General features: G+C 70.3%; 14 protein-coding genes and 1 riboswitch. Of the genes, 4 read left to right on the top strand and 10 right to left on the bottom strand.

Features of this window, described 5'->3' with window-relative positions; all coding sequences use genetic code 11:
- The first annotated feature begins 159 nt into the window (after window positions 1-159).
- Both ACTHK2_RS09810 and ACTHK2_RS09805 read left to right on the top strand, forming a co-directional pair.
- Window positions 160-1,323: a putative peptide maturation dehydrogenase gene (locus tag ACTHK2_RS09810; RefSeq protein WP_440245527.1), complete on the top strand. Its 1,164-nt coding sequence runs from the start codon at window positions 160-162 to the stop codon at window positions 1,321-1,323.
- A gap of 125 nt (window positions 1,324-1,448) precedes the next feature.
- On the top strand, window positions 1,449-4,001 hold the full coding sequence (locus tag ACTHK2_RS09805; RefSeq protein ID WP_440245526.1) for a putative peptide modification system cyclase: 2,553 nt from the start codon (window positions 1,449-1,451) through the stop codon (window positions 3,999-4,001).
- On the opposite strand, the gene ACTHK2_RS09800 is transcribed toward ACTHK2_RS09805, so the two are convergent.
- Window positions 3,979-4,242, bottom strand: a complete 264-nt coding sequence (locus ACTHK2_RS09800; RefSeq protein ID WP_440245525.1) for a hypothetical protein — start codon at window positions 4,240-4,242, stop codon at window positions 3,979-3,981. The genes ACTHK2_RS09805 and ACTHK2_RS09800 overlap by 23 nt on opposite strands.
- A 134-nt stretch (window positions 4,243-4,376) precedes the next feature.
- Here ACTHK2_RS09800 and ACTHK2_RS09795 point away from each other — a divergent pair, with 134 nt between their 5' ends.
- Window positions 4,377-5,579, top strand: coding sequence for a putative peptide maturation dehydrogenase (locus ACTHK2_RS09795; RefSeq protein ID WP_440245524.1), 1,203 nt, complete (start codon window positions 4,377-4,379; stop codon window positions 5,577-5,579).
- A 35-nt stretch (window positions 5,580-5,614) separates the two neighbouring features.
- On the opposite strand, the gene ACTHK2_RS09790 is transcribed toward ACTHK2_RS09795, so the two are convergent.
- The 7 genes from ACTHK2_RS09790 to ubiK form a co-directional block, all read right to left on the bottom strand.
- Complete coding sequence (locus tag ACTHK2_RS09790) at window positions 5,615-7,729, bottom strand: molybdopterin cofactor-binding domain-containing protein (protein ID WP_440245523.1); 2,115 nt, start codon at window positions 7,727-7,729, stop codon at window positions 5,615-5,617.
- A gap of 73 nt (window positions 7,730-7,802) precedes the next feature.
- A complete protein-coding gene (locus tag ACTHK2_RS09785) occupies window positions 7,803-8,276 on the bottom strand; it encodes a (2Fe-2S)-binding protein (RefSeq protein WP_440245522.1) in 474 nt (157 codons plus the stop codon).
- Between the two features lie 112 nt (window positions 8,277-8,388).
- Window positions 8,389-8,979 carry a nucleotidyltransferase family protein gene (locus ACTHK2_RS09780; protein WP_440245521.1) on the bottom strand — a complete coding sequence of 197 codons (591 nt, stop codon included), beginning with the start codon at window positions 8,977-8,979 and terminating at the stop codon, window positions 8,389-8,391.
- A complete protein-coding gene (locus tag ACTHK2_RS09775; RefSeq protein ID WP_440245520.1) occupies window positions 8,963-9,994 on the bottom strand; it encodes an XdhC family protein in 1,032 nt (343 codons plus the stop codon). Before ACTHK2_RS09775 ends, ACTHK2_RS09780 begins: the two co-directional genes overlap by 17 nt.
- A 75-nt stretch (window positions 9,995-10,069) precedes the next feature.
- Window positions 10,070-11,848, bottom strand: coding sequence for a potassium/proton antiporter (locus tag ACTHK2_RS09770; RefSeq protein ID WP_440245519.1), 1,779 nt, complete (start codon window positions 11,846-11,848; stop codon window positions 10,070-10,072).
- 60 nt (window positions 11,849-11,908) lie between these two features.
- Complete coding sequence (locus ACTHK2_RS09765) at window positions 11,909-13,408, bottom strand: YifB family Mg chelatase-like AAA ATPase (protein ID WP_440245518.1); 1,500 nt, start codon at window positions 13,406-13,408, stop codon at window positions 11,909-11,911.
- A gap of 204 nt (window positions 13,409-13,612) precedes the next feature.
- On the bottom strand, window positions 13,613-13,879 hold the full coding sequence (gene ubiK, locus ACTHK2_RS09760; protein ID WP_440245517.1) for a ubiquinone biosynthesis accessory factor UbiK: 267 nt from the start codon (window positions 13,877-13,879) through the stop codon (window positions 13,613-13,615).
- Window positions 13,880-14,177: 298 nt separating this feature from the next.
- On the opposite strand from ubiK, the gene ACTHK2_RS09755 reads away from it, so the two are divergent.
- Complete coding sequence (locus ACTHK2_RS09755) at window positions 14,178-14,516, top strand: P-II family nitrogen regulator (protein ID WP_131993732.1); 339 nt, start codon at window positions 14,178-14,180, stop codon at window positions 14,514-14,516.
- 18 nt (window positions 14,517-14,534) lie between these two features.
- Here ACTHK2_RS09755 and ACTHK2_RS09750 read toward each other — a convergent pair whose 3' ends face one another.
- Together ACTHK2_RS09750 and ACTHK2_RS09745 are read right to left on the bottom strand one after the other, a co-directional pair.
- The gene (locus ACTHK2_RS09750; RefSeq protein WP_440245516.1) at window positions 14,535-17,645 is read right to left on the bottom strand and encodes a diguanylate cyclase; all 3,111 of its coding nucleotides are present in this window, start codon (window positions 17,643-17,645) and stop codon (window positions 14,535-14,537) included.
- Window positions 17,646-17,706: 61 nt separating this feature from the next.
- Window positions 17,707-18,264 (bottom strand): TMEM165/GDT1 family protein, encoded by a 558-nt coding sequence (locus ACTHK2_RS09745; protein ID WP_440245515.1) that lies wholly within the window; start codon window positions 18,262-18,264, stop codon window positions 17,707-17,709.
- Between the two features lie 87 nt (window positions 18,265-18,351).
- A riboswitch (yybP-ykoY riboswitch) is annotated at window positions 18,352-18,439 on the bottom strand.
- Window positions 18,440-18,490: the final 51 nt, after the last annotated feature.

The raw sequence follows: 18,490 nt of genomic DNA, 5'->3' as shown, positions 1-18,490 counted from the left end.
GTCGTTCCCCTGGGTAAAATGCCTGGTACGCACGCGGGTACGCCTGCGACGCCGGCACGACGGCGCAGGCACGAGGTGCCGGGCGATTGTAGCCGATGCCGAAAGCACGGGCGGGGGCAGGCTATGATCGATCGTCCCACCCACGCGAGACCAGACGCGATGCTGTTGCGCCGTTGCGCGATCCTCATGCTCGAGCCGCGCGAAAAGCTGAAGTTCGAACTCGGCCTAATCGCCGCCGGCAGCACCGGCCTCAGCCATGTCGTCGAATGGACGGCGATCGCGCCGCACGTCGGCGAACGCACGGTCGACGACGACGAGGTGCTCGTACTCGGCGCCCTGTCCCCGACCCAATGGCTCGATCGGGAAGCGCTGGCGACGAGGTATTGTGCGGGAACGATCGACGCGTTGCTGGAGAAGCAGCTGCTCGTCGGCGAAGGAACCGAGGCGGACGCGCGCGACCGCACGTTGCGCGAAACGTACTGGTCTAGCCTGCCGGCGGTCATGCATTACGCCACGCGCTGGAACGGCGTCGACACGGAAGCGGCGGAACGCCTGTTCGTCGAAACGACGCGCGGCACGCTGCTCGAACGCCTGGGCGCCGCCCCCGATGCCGTGCGCGAACGCACGCCGCCGGCCGCGCGCATGAAGCTGCCCCCGACGGCGAGGACGCCGCTGGATGGCATCCTGGACGCGCGCGTCACGTGCAGGAACTTCGATGACGGCGTGGAACTCCCGCTCGCGTCGTTCGCCGCCGTGCTCTACCGCGCCTACGGTGCACGCGCCGTGCAGGACTATGCGCCGGGCGTGCAACTGCTGAAGAAGGCCGCACCGTCCGCCGGCGGCCTGCACGCGACCGAGGCCTACGTGCTCGCGCGCCGCGTCGAGGGCCTGGACCCCGGGCTGTACCATTACCATCCGGTCAATCACGCACTCGAGCCGATCCGCCCGCTGGCGCGCGCGGAAGCCGGCGACCTCGCGCGGCGGCTCGTCGCGACGCAGAGCTATTTCGCCGGCGCGCATGCGCTCGTCGTGCCGGTGGCGCGATTCCGCCGCACGTTCTGGAAGTATCGCAATCATGCCAAGGCGTACCGTGCGCTCGTCCTCGACGTCGGCCACCTGTCGCAGACCATGTACCTTGCCGCGACCGAGCTCGGGCTCGGCGCGTTCATCACCGCTGCGGTCAACGAGATCGACATCGAGCAGGCGTTCGGGCTCGACCCGCTCGAGGAGGGCCCGCTCGCGGTGACGGGATTGGGCGTGCGCGGGCCGGAATGCAACGAGGTGGAATTCGACCCGCTCAACGCGGTGTGGCCGCGCTCCTGAGCGGCCTCCGGCCGGCAACTCCCGCGCGAAAGGCGGCTGTGTAACCGTTTTCGCGCGCGGCGCTGGCCAATCGCCGTCGATCGGGCGCAAAATGGTGCGAATGCAGCAAAGGGGCGGCAGGCAGGGTGACTGCTGACGAATCAGCACGGATCGACGGCATCGCCGGCACCACGACGTCGGTGTTGCGCACGCTCGTGCTCAGCGACCTCGTAGACTCGACCGCATTGGTCGAACGCCTCGGCGACCAGCGCGCCGCCGACCTCATCCGCAAGCACGATCGCGTTGCGCGCGCGCTGATGCAGCAGCATGGCGGCCGCGAGATCGACAAGACCGACGGCTTCCTGCTCGTGTTCGAGCGGCCGATCCAGGCCGTCGCCTACGCGCTCGCCTACCAGCGCGAACTTGCCGATCTCGGCGCGCAGGAGCAGATCGAACTCGCCGCGCGCATCGGCATCCACGTCGGCGACGTCGTCGTCTGGGACAACAGTGCCGACGATGTCCGCCGCGGCGCGAAGCAGACCGAAGTCGAAGGCCTCGTCAAGCCGGTCGCGGCACGCCTCATGGGCCTCGCCCTGCCGCGCCAGATCCTCATGTCGGGCACCGCCTACGACATCGCGCACCGCGCTCAGGGCGAACTCGGCGAAAAGCTCGCGCGTGTGCGCTGGCGCACGCACGGGCGTTATCGCCTCAAGGGCGTGCCCGACCTCGTGCCGGTATTCGAAGTCGGCGAGGAAGGCATCGCGCCGCTGCGCGCGCCGGCATGGAGCGGCAAGGCCCATCGCGAGATGCCGGTCTGGCGCCGCCCCTTGGCCGTGGTCGCAGAGCTGCTCGCGCTGCTCCTCCTCGTCGCCGTGCCGGCCTGGTACTTCTTCAAGCCCGCGCCGGCAATCGCGTTCGCCAACCGCGACTGGGTCGTGGTCGGCAGCCTCAAGAACCTCACCGGGCACCAAGTGTTCGACGACTCGCTGGAGGCCGCGTTCCGCGTCGGCCTGGAGCAGTCGCGCTATGTCAACGTCGTGCCGCAACTGCAGGTGCGCGATGCGCTCAAGCGCATGGAGCGCGATCCGGCCGCCACGGCCGTGGACCGCATCGTCGGTTCGGAGATCGCGTTGCGAGAGGGTGCGCGAGCGGTCGTCCTGCCGACTGTGGCCGAGGTCGGCGGGCGCGTGCGCATGACCGCCGAACTCGTCGATCCGCACACGCAGACATCCGTCTACAGCGATTCGGTCGACGCCGAAGCAGAGGAAGCGATGCTGCCCCGCATGGACGAGTTGCTGCGCAAGATGCGCGGGCGCCTCGGCGAATCGCTCGCCTCCGTCAGCGAAGCATCCAAGCCCCTCGCGCAGATCACCACCGGCAATCTCGACGCGTTGCGCGCGCTCGGCAAGGCGGAGGAGGAACACGGCCGCGGCAAGGTGAACGAAGCGCTCGTCCTGCTCAAGGAAGCGTTGCGCCTCGATCCGAAGTTCGCGCTCGCATGGGTACGATTGAGTACGTTGCAGAACGCCTATCTCGGCGATTCGCACGGCGCGTTCGACAGCCTGCGCCAGGCGGTGGCCAACCGCGATCGCTTGAGCGCGCGCGAACAACTGTTCCTCGACGGCACCCTGTCGCAGTACGAGGACGCCAATCGTTGGATCGACAAATGGACGGCCGCCGCCCAGCTCTATCCCGACGCGATCGCCGCGCGCCAGAACCTCGGCATCGGCTACCTCTGGTACCAGCACCGACTGGCGGAAGCGCAACCTCATTTCGAAGCAATCGCCAACTCGCGTCATCCTCTTCGCGGCGCGAGCTGGATCGCGTTGGCGGTCATCGAAACCGAGCGCGGCGACGACGTCAAGGCGATGGCTGACGTCGCCAAGGCGCGCGAATTGGCGAGCGTGATGCCGCATTTCGAGGACGTGGTCACCGATCTGGCCGCCCGTCGCTACGACGCGGTCTCGAAGCGGCTCGAGGGCATGCCGGCCACCTTGCCGGCCACGATCCAGGCCGAGAAGCAGTTGAAACTCGCCGCCATCGCGATAGACCAGGGCGACGACGCGGCGGCGGCGCGTGCGCTCGAAGTGGCAACGCAGTACAGCGTGAAGTCGACGTCCGCGTCGCAGCAGGCACGCGTTCGCCTGGCATCTGCCGCACTTCGGCTCGCAACGCGCGCCACCGACGCGAAAGCCACGCTCGATGCTCTGATCGATGCGGAAACAGCACGTCTCGCCGCGAGCCAGCCGACGACGGACGGAAGCGCCACGATCCATCTCTCGTTGGCCGCCATGATGGCCGCGCGCTCGGGCGGCAGTACCGGCAAGGCGCGCGCGGGGCTGGATGCGAGCCGGTCGATCGCGCTCGATCACGGCTACTACGATCGATCAGCGCTGTGGCAAACGGCCGATTGCGAGGTGCGTTTCGCGACGAAGCCGGCGGATCGGGCGAGCTGCCTCGAATCCCTCGTCGATGGACGCGAGTACTACCAGACACACGTTGGCTTGTGGCTTGCGTACCTTGCCTCGGATGCGGCCGCGAAAGCCGAGGCGCAGCAGCAATGGCTGCGCGCGCACCGAGGTCAGGCTGTCGCCGAACTCGAGAACGAGGTCGCTTTGATTCCCAATCTGCTGGATGCCCGGCGCTTGCCGGACACCCAGGCGCAGGCCGCCGCGGCTACTTCCGGCCCATCACGATGAAGATGAAGATGCAGCTCTTGAGGATCAGCGGATCGGCGATGAATTCCTTGTGCAGCTGCGCGACCTCCTCCATCGACGGCAGCGCACGAACGACCGGGACGTTGGCGGGATCGGCCTCGATACCGTAGGACTTGAGCGCGCTGATCGGGTCGCCGAGCATCTGCTCGCGTGCCTCCGGGCTCGTCGAAAGCGCCTGCAGCATCTTCGCAATGGCATCGTTGGACGGTGCGGCTTGAATCATGGTTGCATTCCCCCTTGGCGTAATTGTCGTCATGTCGCGAGAATCATGCCGTGCTCGCGGGCGCCGAGGAGCCTGGCCCCGCGCACGGCAAGTCCTTTTCTAGCACAACCCGGCCGGAGTAAAGCGATTTGGACGTGCACGACCCTGCGCTGAGGCGCTGCTGGGCGTTGTACCTGGAATCGAGCGAGGAGGTGGCGTTCGACGTGAACGCGTTCCTCGCCGGACGCGATCCGCGACGGCGCACGCGCCACTGGGTCGCCCTCGCGCCGCATCTCGACGCGCCGGTAACTGTCGAGGAAGCGGCGATCCTCGCACTCGGCAGCCTCAGTGAGGCGCAATGGACTGCCTACGCGGAGGTTGCAGCGAGGATCTCCGAACCGGTGTTGCAGGTCCTGATCGACGCAGGCCTCGTGTTCCAACGGGATCGGCCGACGCCCGCGCACCTGCGTGATCTCGCTCTGCGCGACGCCCAATGGCACCCCCTGCTGGCGACGACCCATGCGTTTACGCGCTGGAGTGGCGTCGACAGCATCGAAGCACAGCAGGCTTCGGGGATCCATTCCACCGCGGACATGATGCAGGCGGTCGGTCCGCCGCCTTCACACTACCGAAGGCGGGAAGACGCCGGCGCGCGCATCGATCTTGATCGCCCGCGCGACGCAGACCTCGATGTGCTGTTGCGCCGCAGGGCGACCTGCCGCAACTTCGATGTGTCCACTCCGCTCGCGCGGGCGGCTCTCGCCTCCGTCCTGCACCGCACGTTCGGCGAACAGGCGCAGGAAACGATCGAGCCCGGCGCCGTCGCGCTGAAGAAGAACCATCCCTCCGGTGGCGGCCTGCATCCGCTGGAGGCGTACCTGCTGGTGCGCCGCGTCGAGGACATGGCTGCGGGCCTCTATCACTACAACGTCGAGGCGCACGCGCTCGATCGACTGCCCGCGCCCCCAGCCTTCGACCCCGACGCGTTCGCACACACGATGGTCGCCGGCCAGCACTATTTCGCCGACGCAGCGGTCCTGCTCGTGGTCGCGGCGCGCTTTCCGCGTTCGTTCTGGAAATACCGCAGGCATCCGAAGATCTACCGCGCGATCCTGCTCGAGGCCGGCCATGCCTCGCAGAACCTCTACCTCGCGGCGACCGAGATCGGGCTCGGCGCGTACGTGACGGCTGCAATCAACGAAGTCGAGATCGAACAGGCGTTCGGCCTCGATCCCTTGTTCGAAGGCCCGATCGCTGTCTGCGGCTTCGGGCCGCGCGCGGAGCTGCGCACCACCGTCGAGCTCGATCCCGCGGGGCAGGTGTGGGATGCGGAGGGCCGGCTGAATCGGTCTCGATGACGGCACGGCGGCGGCGCGCCGCCGCTTGCCAATAGTCACGCCAGCCGGAACGGCAACGAACGCAACCGCTTGCCCGTGAGCGCGAACAACGCATGGCCGACCGCCGGTGCGATCGGCGGCGTGCCGGGTTCGCCACAGCCACCCATCTTGTCCGTGCTCGGCACGATGTATACCTCGACCTTCGGCATCTCCGGCAGGCGCAGCGCGGCGTAGTCGTTGAAGTTGTTCTGCTCGACGCGCCCGTTCTTCAGCGTGAGTTCGCCGTGCAGCGCCGCGGAAAGGCCATACGCGATGCCCGACTGCATCTGTGCTTCGACATTGAGTGGGTTGACCACCGGCCCGCAGTCGATCGCGCAGACGACGCGATGCACGCGCACCTTGCCGTCCTCGACCGACACTTCGGCGACCTGCGCGACGTAGCTGCCGAACGACTGGTGCACGGCGATGCCGGCCGCGCGGCCCTGCGGTAGCGGCTTGCCCCAGCCGAACTTCTCCGCGGCGAGATCGAGCGCGCGGCGTTCGCGCGCATCTTTCGGCAACAACGCGCGGCGATACTCGAGCGGATCCTGTTTCGCCGCATGCGCGAGTTCGTCGATGAAGCTCTCGACGACGAAGCCCGTGTGCGAATGACCGACCGAGCGCCACCAGAGCACGGTGACCGGGCTCTTCGGCGAATGCAGGTCGACGCGGTGCACGGGGATCGCCGCGAGATACGGCGAGTCGGCGGCACCTTCGACCGACGTGGCGTCGACGCCGTCCTTGACCATCACCGGTTCGAACGGCGTGCCCGCGAGGATCGACTGGCCGACGAGCGTATGCGCCCAAGCGGCCGGCTTGCCGTCGGCCCCGAGCTTCGCGCGCAGGCGCGAGAGCCACATCGGTCGGTAGTAGCCGCCATGGATGTCGTCTTCGCGCGTCCAGACCACCTTGACCGTACGCTTCGCCGCCTTCGCGACCTGCGCGGCCTCGACGATGAAATCGGACGCGGGGTTCGCGCGCCGGCCGAAGCCGCCGCCGAGGAAGGTCGTGTGGATACGCACCTGGCCGGGCCCGATCCCGAGCGCCTTGGCGACGTTCATCTGGTCGACGGTCTGGAACTGCGTGCCGGTCCAGACGTCGCAGCCGTCCGCGCCGATCGCGACCGTGCAGTTGAGCGGTTCCATCGGCGCGTGGGCGAGGAACGGCACTTCGTATTCGGACTCGATGACGCCTTCGGCGCCCTTCAGCGCGGCCTCGGCATCACCGGCTGCTTTCGCGGTCGAGCCGGGCGTCGCCGCGAGCTTGCGGTATTCCTCGCGCAGGCTCGCGGTCGAGGCCCGCGCGAACGCGCCTTCATCCCATTCGAGCACGAGCGCGTCGCGCCCTTGCTTGGCGGCCCAGAAATGCTGGCCGAGCACGGCCACGCCACTCGGCACCTCGACCACGTCGAGCACGCCCGCGACCGCCTTCGCCTTGGTGGCGTCGAACGTCTTCAACTTCGCGCCGAACACCGGCGCGCGTGCGACGAGCGCGACCGCCATCTCGGGCAGGCTCACGTCTATGCCGAACTCCGCCGTGCCGGTCGTCTTCGCCGTGCTGTCGAGACGGCGCGTCGGCTTGCCGATCAGGGTCCAGTCCTTGGGCTCCTTGAGCTTCACGCTCGCGGGCATCGGCAGCCTCGCCGCGGCCTGCGCGACGTCGCCATAGCTCACGCGCTTCGTGCCGTGCACGACATGGCCGTTCTCCACGCGGCAGTCCGCCGGCTTCGCGCCGAGCTTCACGGCCGCTGCGGCAACGAGCAGTTCGCGTGCCATCGCGCCGGCCGTCCGCAGCTGGTCGAATGATTCCCACGTGCTGGTCGAGCCGCCCGTCATCTGCATGCCGAATGCGGTGTGCGCGTATTCGGGCGCAGCCGGCGCATGCTCGACGCGCACCTGGTTCCAATCGCAGCCGAGTTCCTCGGCGACGACCATCGGCAGCGACGTCCACACGCCTTGGCCCATCTCCGAATGCTTGAGCAGGATCGTCACGCCGTTGTCCGGCGCGATGCGGATGAACGCGTTCGGCGACACCGGCGGCTTCGCCTCGGGCGTGGTTTCGGCGGCGAACGCGCGTCGCGCCGCGAGCGGGACGAAACATGCGATCACGAGGCCCGCCGCGGCGGACTTCACGAAGGCGCGGCGGGTAAGCCCCGAGGGCGTCGTCGCTGCGGTGGATTGGAATGGAACCGGAAGCTGCATGCCCTCACGCCACATGGCCGCCCTCCTTCGACGCGAGTTCCGCGGCGCGATGCACCGCGCCGCGGATGCGCTGGTAGGTGCCGCAGCGGCACAGATTGCCGGCCATCGCGGCATCGATGTCGGCGTCGCTCGGTATCGGCTTGCGCGCGATCAACGCCGCGGCGCTCATGATCTGCCCGGACTGGCAATAGCCGCATTGCACGACGTCGAGTTCCTGCCATGCGCGCTGCACCGGATGCGAGCCGTCCTTCGACAAGCCCTCGATCGTCGTGATCGACTTGCCCGCCGCGGCGACTGCAGGCATCACGCAGGACCGCACCGCCTGGCCGTCGAGATGCACGGTGCACGCGCCGCACTGCGCGAGCCCGCAACCGAATTTCGTGCCGGTCATGCCGAGCAGGTCGCGCAGAACCCAGAGCAGGGGCATGTCGGCCGGCGCCTCGACCTCGTGCGGCTGGCCATTGACGACAAGCTTCATCGGCGTCTCCGGAGCGGTGCGGGGCGTTCAGGCTACTCCCGCGGCGCGACGCCCGCCAGACGGTTGCAGGATCGGACGAGAACCGCGCACGAACAGGCAAGCCTCGCCGGTGTCAACGCAACCGGGCGAGATCGTCCGGCGAGTCGAGATCGCCTGCAAGCGCCGGCGCAGCAACAGCGACGACTTCGGCCGCACGCGCACGCAGCAGCGCGCGCGCGCCGGTATCGCCGCGCAACTGCATCGCGTCGGCGAACCACGCGCGCGGGAGCAATGCGGGCACGCCGAGCACGCCCGCGTACGCACTCGCAGCCGCTCGCACCGGCGTAGTGCGCCAGGCATCGCGCAACGCACGCAGGTGCGCGCCACCGAGCGCGGGCTGGTCGGTCAGCGCGACGAGTGTGCCTTCGCATTCGGCCGGCAGCGCGGCGATGCCCGCACGCAGCGAGGCGGCGAGGCCCTCCGCATGGTCGCGCGCGACGACGCATAGCAGGGGCAAGTCGGCGACGCATGCACCGAGTGCGTCCGCGTCATGACCGAGCACGACGACGAGCGCATTTGGCGAGGTTTCGAGCAGTGCGCGCGCCGCGCGCCGCAGCAAGGGTTCGCCGTCGATCTCGATCAGCTGCTTGGCGCGACCGAGCCGCGTCGATGCGCCCGCGGCGAGCAGGATCGCGGCGTGGGCGGGCTCACGCGCGCGCGGCACGTGCGAACTCCTGCTGCAGTTCCGCGACGATCGCGAGCGCGATCGCCTCGGCGCCTTCGCCGCCGAGGCGCAGCCCGATCGGCGCGTGCAGGCGCGGCTGCAGCGTGTCGCGCGCGTCGCCAATCCCGCCGAGCAACTCGTCGCGCCGCGCCGCGGGCCCGAGCAGGCCGACGTACGGCACCGCCGTCGGTGCGAGCGCCCGCAGGCAGCGCTCGTCCAGATCGAGGTTGTGGTTCATCACCAAGGCGGCATCGAACCGCCTCGTTGCGACGACACCCGCGAGTCCGTCGGGGCCGTCGCGATGCTCGGCGTCGACGCCGCTGCCGGCGGCGAAGCGCAGCCACCGCTCGCGATGCTCTGCCAGCTCCCCGCGCCAGCCGAGCAGGCGCGTCAATGCGAGCAGCGGACGCGTTTCAGGGCCTGCACCGAGCAGCAGCAGGCGCGGCGCCGGCGCGATGCGCACGTGGCGGTCGATCGCGAAGATATCGTCGTCGTCGGCGACGCCGCCGCGTTCGTCGAAGCGATGCCGCTCGTCGGCGACGCGCGCTTCGCCGCTGCCGCGCCGTGCGCCGTCAGTGACGAGGTCGAGCGCGAGTTCGAGGTCCTGCGCGTCGGCCGCGCGCAGCGCGCGGCGCAATGGCGCCGCGCCCGCGGGCAACGGCAGCAGCAGCACGTCGATCGAACCACCGCAGCCGGTGCCCGAGCCGAACACCCGGTCCTCGTCGCCGCTGGTGTCGAAGCGCGCCGCCTGTGCGCTGCCGTTGGCGAGCACGTCGCGCGCACGCGCCTCGAGTTCGGCTTCGAGGCAACCGCCCGAGAGAGCGCCGACGCGCACGCCGGCCGCATCGAGCAGGATCAGTGCACCGGGCTTGCGGTACGTGGAACCGCTGCTGCCGACGACCACGCACAGCACGCCGTCACGGCGCGCGGCGGCGAGCGCGTCGATGCCGGCGACGAGCGCGCGCAGCCCGCCGAGCGGCGGCGTGGAAGGCGATGGATCGACGTCGATCGGCATGCGATTCACGTTCACGGGAAACGCACATCATAACGACGCGGGTCGCACGAGGGCGCAGACCGCGTCACACGCCACTCAGCGCGCGACGAAACGTTTGGACATCAGGCGTGCGAGCCATGGCCGTCGCACGAGCACGTTGCCGAGGCGTTCGAGCTTGAGGCCGACCTTGCGCACGCCCTCGTCGTCGAGTTCGCGCGCGACCAGGCTCACCGGCCCCAGGCGTACGCGGTCGCCGACCTCGACCGTATGTTCGTAGCGGCGCGCGAAATGCTCGGCAAGCGTGAGCGGCGCGTCCTTCGCGCGCACCGGCACCGCGTAGAACTCGGCGACGTCGGCGAGGCGCACGTCGGCATCGAAGCTGAACTCGCCGAACATCTCGCGCTCGGCCTCGCGCGCTTCCTCGGGCGGCGCGAACAGCCAGGCGAGGCGATACACGCGCCCGGGCGGCGCGAGCAGGTAAGCGTAGTCGCCACCCGCGAGCGGGCCACTTGCTTCCGGCATGAGGATCTCGCCGCCGCGCACGATCATCGCGAGCTGCGCCCAGCCGGGCAGCCCCGCATCACCGAGGATCGCCGCGCCGGGTGCGACCGAGTAGCCGACCATTTCGCGTTCGAGCGAACCCGGCAGATCGAGCTCGACGCGCCGCACCGCGCGGTCGCGGTGCGGCAGCGCGACGTCGAGCAGGCGCGCGGCCAGCCCGAGCGTCCAGCCCTGCACGAGCAGCGAGGCGAGCACGACGATAAACGCGACGTTGAAAATCAGCTGCGCATTCGGCAGGCGCATCAGCATCGGGATCGAAGCGAGGAAAATGCCGACCGCGCCGCGCAAGCCGACCCAGGCGATGAAGCCGATCTCGCGCTTGCCGTAGCGGAACGGCGCGAGGCACAGCGTCACCGCGAGTGGGCGGCCGACGAGCATGAGGAACGTGGCGACGCCGAGCGCAGGCAACAACGCGGTGCCGAGCGTATGCGGCGATGCGAGCAGGCCGAGCACGAGGAACATCGCGATCTGGCACAGCCAGGTGGCGGCATCGAGCACCGACAGAAGATGGGCGAAGCCGGGCACGTTGCGGTTGCCGACGATGACGCCGGCGATATACACCGCGAGGAACGCGCTGCCGTGCAGCCAGCCGGTCACTCCGAACACGAACAGCGCGGCCGTGACGAGGAACAAAGCGGCGAGGCCACCGGACAGCGGGAGCTTGCGCATCGCCGCGGCGATGGCGACGCCACCGATGGCACCGCCGAGCGCGCCGACGCCGAACTGAAGCGCGAGCTCGAACGCGATGTCGGATGTCGCGACGCCGCTCGGCGCCGCGAGGTACTCGGCGAGCAGGGTCGTCAGCAAGACCGCAACCGGATCGTTCGCGCTCGATTCGATCTCGAGCGTCGCGCCGACGCGCGAACGCAGCTGCAGGCCGCCGGCGCGCAGCAGGAAGAACACCGCGGCCGCGTCGGTCGACGCGACGACCGAGCCGAGCAGCAACGCCTGCACGGGCCCGAGGCCGAGCAGCGCGCGCGCGGCGAGGCTGGTCAGCGCCGCGGTGACGACCACGCCGACCGTCGCCAACAGCAGCGTCGGCGCCGACACGCCGCGGAAGCTCTCCCGCCGCGTGCGCAGGCCGCCGTCGAACAGGATCACCGCGAGTGCGAGCGAGCCGATGCGATAGGTCGTGCCGACGTCGTCGAAGTGGATGCCGCCCGGGCCGTCGACGCCGGCGAGCATGCCGACGACGAGGAACACGAGCAGCAACGGCGCGCCGAAACGCCGCGCGATCAGGCTCGAGCCGATGCCAACGAGGACCAGCGCGGCGCCGCCGGCGAGCAGCCAGTAAGTGTCGTGGATTGCATTCATTCGTCGTGTCCCGGACGAGGATCATAGCCGGGCAGGCCTTTCGAAGATGTCGCAACCCGCTCAGCCGCCGAATCGGCGGTACTGGATCGCCTCGGCGAGGTGCACCGCATCGATACGGTCGCTGCCGGCGAGGTCGGCCAGCGTGCGGGCGACGCGCAGCACGCGGTGGTAGGCGCGCGCGGACAGGCCGAGCCGGTCGACCGCGCGGTCGAGCAGGGCATGCTGGTGCGCGTCGAGCGCGCAGTCGCGCTCGACTTCGCGATTGCCGAGCCACGCATTCGGCTTGCCTGCACGCTGCAGTTGGCGCGTGCGCGCGGCGACGACGCGTGCGCGCACGGTCGCGCTGTCCTCGCCCGCGAGGCCGTCGCGCAGCTCGGCGTGGGCGACGCGCGGCATCTCGAGCTTGAGGTCGATGCGGTCGAGCAGCGGACCCGACAGGCGCGCGCGATAACGTGCGACGACGTCCGCCGTGCAGCGGCAGCGCCCCGACGGATCGCCCGCGTAGCCGCACGGGCATGGATTCATCGCGGCCACGAGCTGGAAACGCGCGGGAAACTCGGCCTGGCGCGCGGCGCGCGAGATCGCGATGCGGCCGAACTCGAGCGGCTCGCGCAGCACCTCGAGCACATGGCGGTCGAACTCGACGATCTCGTCGAGGAACAACACCCCGTGGTGTGCGAGCGACACCTCGCCCGGACGCGGCAGCGTACCGCCGCCGACCAGCGCGGCCGCCGACGCGGTGTGGTGCGGCGCGCGGAACGCGCGTTGCTTCCAGTTCGCGACGTCGGTGTCGTGCCCCGCGACCGAGCGAACCGCGGCGAGCTCGAGTGCCTCGTGTTCGTCGAGCGGCGGCAGGATGCCGGGCAGGCGGCTCGCGAGCATCGTCTTGCCGGTGCCCGGCGGACCGACCAGCAACAGGTTGTGCGCTCCCGCGGCGGCGACCTCGAGCGCGCGCCGCGCGTGCGGCTGGCCGCGTACATCCGCCAGGCACGGCGACACGCTCGCGACGGTGTCGGGCATGGCGCCGCCTTCCGCACGCGGCAGCTCGATGCGCCCGGCAAGATGCGCGCACACTTCCAGCAGTGAACCGGCCACGCGCACGTCGGCTTCCTCGACCAGCGCCGCCTCGTGCGCATTGTCGCGCGGCACGATCACGCGCCGCCCGCGCCGCGTCGCCTGCAGCACGGCGGGCAGCACGCCGCGCACCGCGCGCAGTTCCCCCGACAGCGCGAGTTCGCCGATGAACTCGCAGTCGTCGAGCGCGGCACGCGGCAGGCTGCCGTTGGCGGCGAGCACGCCGAGGGCGATCGGCAGATCGAAGCGGCCGCCGTCCTTGGGCAGGTCCGCCGGCGCGAGATTCACCGTGACCCTGCGCTGCGGATATTCGAGCTGCGCGTTGAGGATGGCCGCGCGCACGCGATCGCGTGCTTCCTTCACCGTGGTTTCCGGCAGGCCGACGATCGAGGTGCCCGGCAGGCCGCCCGACAGATGCACCTCGCACGATACGAGCGGCGCCGCGATGCCGATCTGCGCCCGGCTGTAGACGATCGCGAGACTCATGCATGCGCCGGCGGGTCGGCGGAAAAAGAGCCCGCTGCCCGCGCCATGGGGTGAACTGCGGCGGGCAGCGGGCATCCCGGGAAATCGGTGCGGCGATCCATACGGGCGGCCTCCTGCCGCGGACGAGCGCCTCCGGCGCGCCGACGCTACGGCGCGTGCCCGACGTTTCGAAGGAGCCGCGGCGATTCGGGCCGCGGCACCGGATCAATGCCTGGGTGCGGTATTCGCGGCGAGGCTGCGCTCGAGCGCGAGGACCTGCTGCTCCAGTTCCTCGATCTTCTCGCGCGTGCGCAGCAGCACGCAGCGCTGCACGTCGAACTCCTCGCGCGTGACCAGGTCGAGGTCGCGCAGTCCGGACTGCAGCGCACTGCGGAAGTTCGCCGTGAGATCTGCGCGCGCATCCTGCAGGCCTGGCGGAACGAGGGCGGCGAGACGTTGCGCGAGCGTGTCGATGGCTTGGACGTGGATCATGCGTTCACCCTTGCATGCTGATGATGGCGTACATCCTAGCGGGCGGACCGCAGCCTGTACCGGCCGTTCGGACGCGTGCGCCTCGTGGATTCCGTGCGGACGACCGGCGGCGAACGCGATGTCCGCCGCCGGCCGGAGCCTCCCTGCGGCGCCGTTCCGTCGGCGCTCCTCCCCGCACCGCGCAGTCTAGGCGCGCGGGCGGGCGCCGCCATCCGCGGATTTCGGAATGCGCTGTAGGAAATTTCCTACCGGTCGATCGGCTATAGTCGCGAAGCTGCACCAGCCACCGGAGACCGCGATGCAGATGGTCATGGCGATCATCAAGCCGTTCAAGCTCGACGACGTGCGTGAAGCGCTCGCCGAAGTCGGCGTGCAGGGTATCACCGTCACCGAGGTGCGCGGCTTCGGTCGTCAGAAGGGCCACACCGAGCTCTACCGCGGCGCCGAGTACGTCGTCGATTTCCTGCCCAAGATCAAGCTCGAAGTCGCGGTCCCCAACGACCAGCTCGAGCGCGTCGTCGAGGCGATCAGCCAGGCGGCGAACACCGGCAAGATCGGCGACGGCAAGATCTTCGTCTGGCAGCTCGATCGCGTCGTGCGTATCCGCACCGGCGAACTCGACGCCGACGCACTCTGACGCAGGCGCCGCGCACGGTCACTCCGCGTCGGCGCCGCCGTCGTCGTCTTCGACGAACGCGAATCCGGCCACAATGCCTGCTTCCACGCGCGCGCCGGCGACGCGATCGCGACCGCCGCATTTGGCGCGGTACAGCGCCGCATCCGCGAACGTGATGACCTGGTCGACGCCGTGCAGCCGCGGTGCCCCGGGGTCGAACGGGAATGCGGCCCAGCCGATCGAACAGGTGACCGCCAGCGACGTTTCGCCGATCGCGAACGGCGTCGCCGCGATCGCTTCGCGCAGGCGCGATGCCGAGGCCAACGCGCGGTCGCGCCCGGTATCGCGCAGCACGACGAGGAATTCCTCGCCGCCCCAGCGTAGCGCGATGTCGCCGCGGCGCAGCAGCTCGCCGAGGCGCCGGGTGAACTCGACCAGTACGGCATCGCCCGCCGCATGCCCGTAGCTGTCGTTGATGCGCTTGAAATGGTCGATGTCGGCGAGCACGAAGACGAGATCGGCATCGCGGTCGCCGCGCATCGCGCGGCGAATCGCGCGCTCGCATTCGGGCGGTAACTCGAGGTCGAAGTAGCGGCGATTCCACAGGCCGGTCAACGGGTCGGTGAGTGACGCGCGAGCGAGCTGGCGATTGGCCTCGGCGAGCGCGCGCGTGCGTTCGGCGACCTCGCGCTCGAGCGCGCGGGCCTGCGCGGCGAATGCGCGTGCGCGCAACCGGCCGGCGAACACGCCGAGCAGGATCATCGCTGCCGCGTAGCAGGGGATCGCCCACGGCCGGCGCCACCACGGCGCGTGCACGCGCAATGCGCGCAACACAGGCCCGCTCTCGACGCCGTCGGCGGCACGCGCCCATGCGCGGAATTCGTAGCGGCCGGGCGGCAGGCGGCTGTAACTGCGCAGCGGATCGTCGTTCCATTCGCCCGGTCGCGCTTCGAGCCCGACGAGCTGGGTCCGGTAGCGCGTGCGGTAATCGCGCTGATAGGCGAGCAGGCTCAGCTCGAATGCGATGCTCGCCGCCTCGTCGAGGTCGGCGTGCTCGCCGAGTTCGCGCCCGCTGCCCTCCTCCGTCGCGGCGAGGATACGCAACGGCCGCGGCGCCGCGGGTGGGCGCTCGGCGGCGGGGTCGTACATCGCCACGCCCTCGATCGTGCCGCTCCACAACCGGCCTTGTGCATCGAGCAACGAGGCGCGCGTGAACTCGAGGTCCGGCAGGCCATCGGCAAGGCCGAACCGCTCGACATCCGCATCGACGCCACCGCGATAGCCTGGCGGCAGGCGCAGCACGCCGCGCGCGCCGAACAGGTACATGCGATCGCGCCGGTCGAACTGCAGCTGGTAGATCGACGTGGCATCCGCCGCATCCGGCAACGCGAAACGCGCGCACGCGCGATCGCGATCGAGGTCGACGCGCATCACGCCGCCGATGGTCGCAGCCCACAAGGCGTGCGCGCGGCCCGGCGAACCGCGTTCGCGCAGGTCGAACACCGCGGCGTCGCGCAGGTCGCCGCAATCGAGTCGCTGCCAGTCGCCGCCGCGCGAGAAATACAGGCCGTGCTCCGATCCGGCCCAGAGCGTCGGCGTGCCGTCCGCATCGCGGATGTCGCGCAGTACCCGCACGAAGAAATCCGCGGGCTGCCCACGCATGCCGTCCGCTTCCACCTGGCCCTCCCGCACGCGCGCGACGCCACGTCGGGTCGCCAGCCACAGCGTGTCGCCCTCCTCGCCGCCCGGCTGCAGGTGCAAGCCGAGGACGGTGTCGTCGGGCAGTGCCGAATTGGCGCTCGTATAGGCCTCGATGCCATCGCGCGCGACACGCAGCAGGCCTTCGCGCGTGGCGACCCACAGGTGCTCGCCGGCGCGCACGACGTCGAATACTTCGCTGCGCGCGTACTTCGCGGGCAGCCAGGAGCGCCATTCGTCGCCGTCGCGGCGCACGCTGCCGCCGCCGGTGCCGATCCATACCGCGTGCTTTCCATCGAGGAAGCGCGTTTCACCGATGCCGACCACGACGCGGTTCGGCAAGCCGGCGCGTTCGCCGAACGCCGACCAGGCCTGCGGTTCGCCGCGCAGCACGCCGCTGTGGCCGGAGCCGAGCCACAGCACAGGTGCGGGCTGGCCGGCATCGGTCACCAGCGCGGTGTTGATCGCGTTCTCCGGAAGACCATTGGCGGTCGTCGTGTGCCGCCAGTGGCCATCGGCGTCGAACTCGGCAAGGCCATTCGTCGGCAAGGTCGCCACGAGGCGCTCGTCGCCGCCCGCCTGCGGCATGCGCACGAAGCGGCTCACGCCACCCGGGAAGCCCGATCCGCCCGCGTATACGACGAGCGTCGCGCCGCCGACGCGGGCGACGCCGCGTGGCGTGCCGATCCACAGATCGCGTCCGTCCGCGCCACCCCATTCGGCGAGCGCCTCGACGGTGTCGTCGGGGAGGCCTTCGGCGCGCGTGAGCCGTTCATCGGCACGCCGCGCCGTGCCACGCACGTCGTCGATGCGCACGACGCCCGCGTCGCGCGTGCCGACGTAGAGCGCGCCGCTCGCCGCGCCGCGCACGGCGAGCAGGCTGCGCACATGCAATCCACGCGCGGCTTCGAGCGTGCGGCAGCCGTGCGCGTCGCAGTCATCGAGGCCGTCTTCGGTGCCGACCCAGATGCGCTCGCCGTCCGCCTGCAGGGCGGTGATGCCGGTGCGCGCATGCGCGAGCGTTCGTGGCTGGAGCCGGCCGCCGCGGTGGACGAACAGGCCGGCGGTGTCGGTGCCGACCCAGATCGCGCCGTCCGCGGTCGCCGCGAGCGCGGTCACGTAGGGCGGACGCTTCGCCGATCCCGTCGGAAAGAGCAGGTCGGTCCAGCGTCGACCGTCGTAGCGCGAGAGCCCTTCCTCGGTGCCCGCGTAGACGAAGCCGTCCACGTCCTGGGCGAGCGCACTGACCCAGTTGCGCGGAACGCCCTCGCGGCTTGCATAACGCCGGTAGCCCTGCCAGCGCAGCGACCCATCGCGCGTCGCCGCCGGGCCATCGACGACGACGCGCGGCGGCGCCGCTTCGGCCGCGCACGCCAGGAGCGCCAGCAGCGCGGCACCGAGGCCGGGCGCCAGCGCGCGCGGGCGGCGCAACCAGCGCGTGATTGGCAACATGGGACAAAAGATCGCGCGTCTCCGCTGGGGCAGGGCGTCGCCGCGTCCGGCCACAGCGACCTCAGCGCAGCAGGATCCAGGTTCCGAGCGCCGCGAACAGCAACGCCGCGCCGATGCGCGCGGCGCGCAGCGGCAACTTCGACGCGAACCGCGCGCCGAGCCAGACGACCGGAACGTTTGCAAGCAGCATGCCGAGCGTGCTGCCGGCGACGACCTGCCATAGCGGCGAGTACTGCGCGGCGAGCACCACCGTCGCGACCTGGGTCTTGTCGCCCATCTCGGCGAGGAAGAATGCGACCAGCGTGGCGACGAGCACGCCGTGGCCGGCGCCACGCGCGGCCTCGGCGTCGTCGGCCGAATCGGGCTTGAGTGTCCAGAGCGCGACCGCGAAGAAGCTCAGCGCGACGATCCACTTGAGCGCCTGCGGCGACAGCCATTGCGCGACGAGCGCACCGGCCGAGCCCGCGAGCGCATGGTTGACGAGCGTAGCCAGTAGGATGCCGAGGCAGATCGGCCAGGGGCGTCGGTACTTCGCGGCGAGGATCAGCGACAGCAGCTGGGTCTTGTCGCCGATCTCGGCGATCGCTACCGCGGCGGTCGAAACGAGCAGGGTCTGCATGAGAACTCCGGGCCGGGACATGGACGCAATGGATCGCGCGCGCAGTCCCGGGCCCGGTACTGCCTGCACGAACCAAAGGTCTTGCCGAAGGTCCCGTGGAACCCCGCGCGCGCCATGGCCTGCCGGCCAAGTGTGTTGACGCGCGCCACGCGCGGCGCGCGGCTACTCCCCGATGGAGCGCACGCAGTGTAGCGGCACGGGCGCGCGGCGGCCAGCCACGCGCCCG

It is taken from the genome of Dokdonella sp., from assembly GCF_051958935.1.
In the GTDB taxonomy this organism is placed as follows: domain Bacteria; phylum Pseudomonadota; class Gammaproteobacteria; order Xanthomonadales; family Rhodanobacteraceae; genus Dokdonella_A.
Note: the sequence above shows the minus strand (reverse complement) of the source record. Positions and strands in the feature narration are given on the sequence as shown.

Coding starts and splice junctions, on each gene's coding strand:
- ACTHK2_RS09785 (WP_440245522.1), bottom strand. CDS start 8,276: ATGAAGCTTGTCGTCAATGGCCAGCCGCACGAGGTCGAGGCGCCGGCC.
- ACTHK2_RS09765 (WP_440245518.1), bottom strand. CDS start 13,408: ATGAGTCTCGCGATCGTCTACAGCCGGGCGCAGATCGGCATCGCGGCG.
- ACTHK2_RS09750 (WP_440245516.1), bottom strand. CDS start 17,645: ATGTTGCCAATCACGCGCTGGTTGCGCCGCCCGCGCGCGCTGGCGCCC.
- ACTHK2_RS09800 (WP_440245525.1), bottom strand. CDS start 4,242: ATGATTCAAGCCGCACCGTCCAACGATGCCATTGCGAAGATGCTGCAG.
- ACTHK2_RS09775 (WP_440245520.1), bottom strand. CDS start 9,994: ATGCCGATCGACGTCGATCCATCGCCTTCCACGCCGCCGCTCGGCGGG.
- ubiK (WP_440245517.1), bottom strand. CDS start 13,879: ATGATCCACGTCCAAGCCATCGACACGCTCGCGCAACGTCTCGCCGCC.
- ACTHK2_RS09770 (WP_440245519.1), bottom strand. CDS start 11,848: ATGAATGCAATCCACGACACTTACTGGCTGCTCGCCGGCGGCGCCGCG.
- ACTHK2_RS09755 (WP_131993732.1), top strand. CDS start 14,178: ATGCAGATGGTCATGGCGATCATCAAGCCGTTCAAGCTCGACGACGTG.
- ACTHK2_RS09810 (WP_440245527.1), top strand. CDS start 160: ATGCTGTTGCGCCGTTGCGCGATCCTCATGCTCGAGCCGCGCGAAAAG.
- ACTHK2_RS09745 (WP_440245515.1), bottom strand. CDS start 18,264: ATGCAGACCCTGCTCGTTTCGACCGCCGCGGTAGCGATCGCCGAGATC.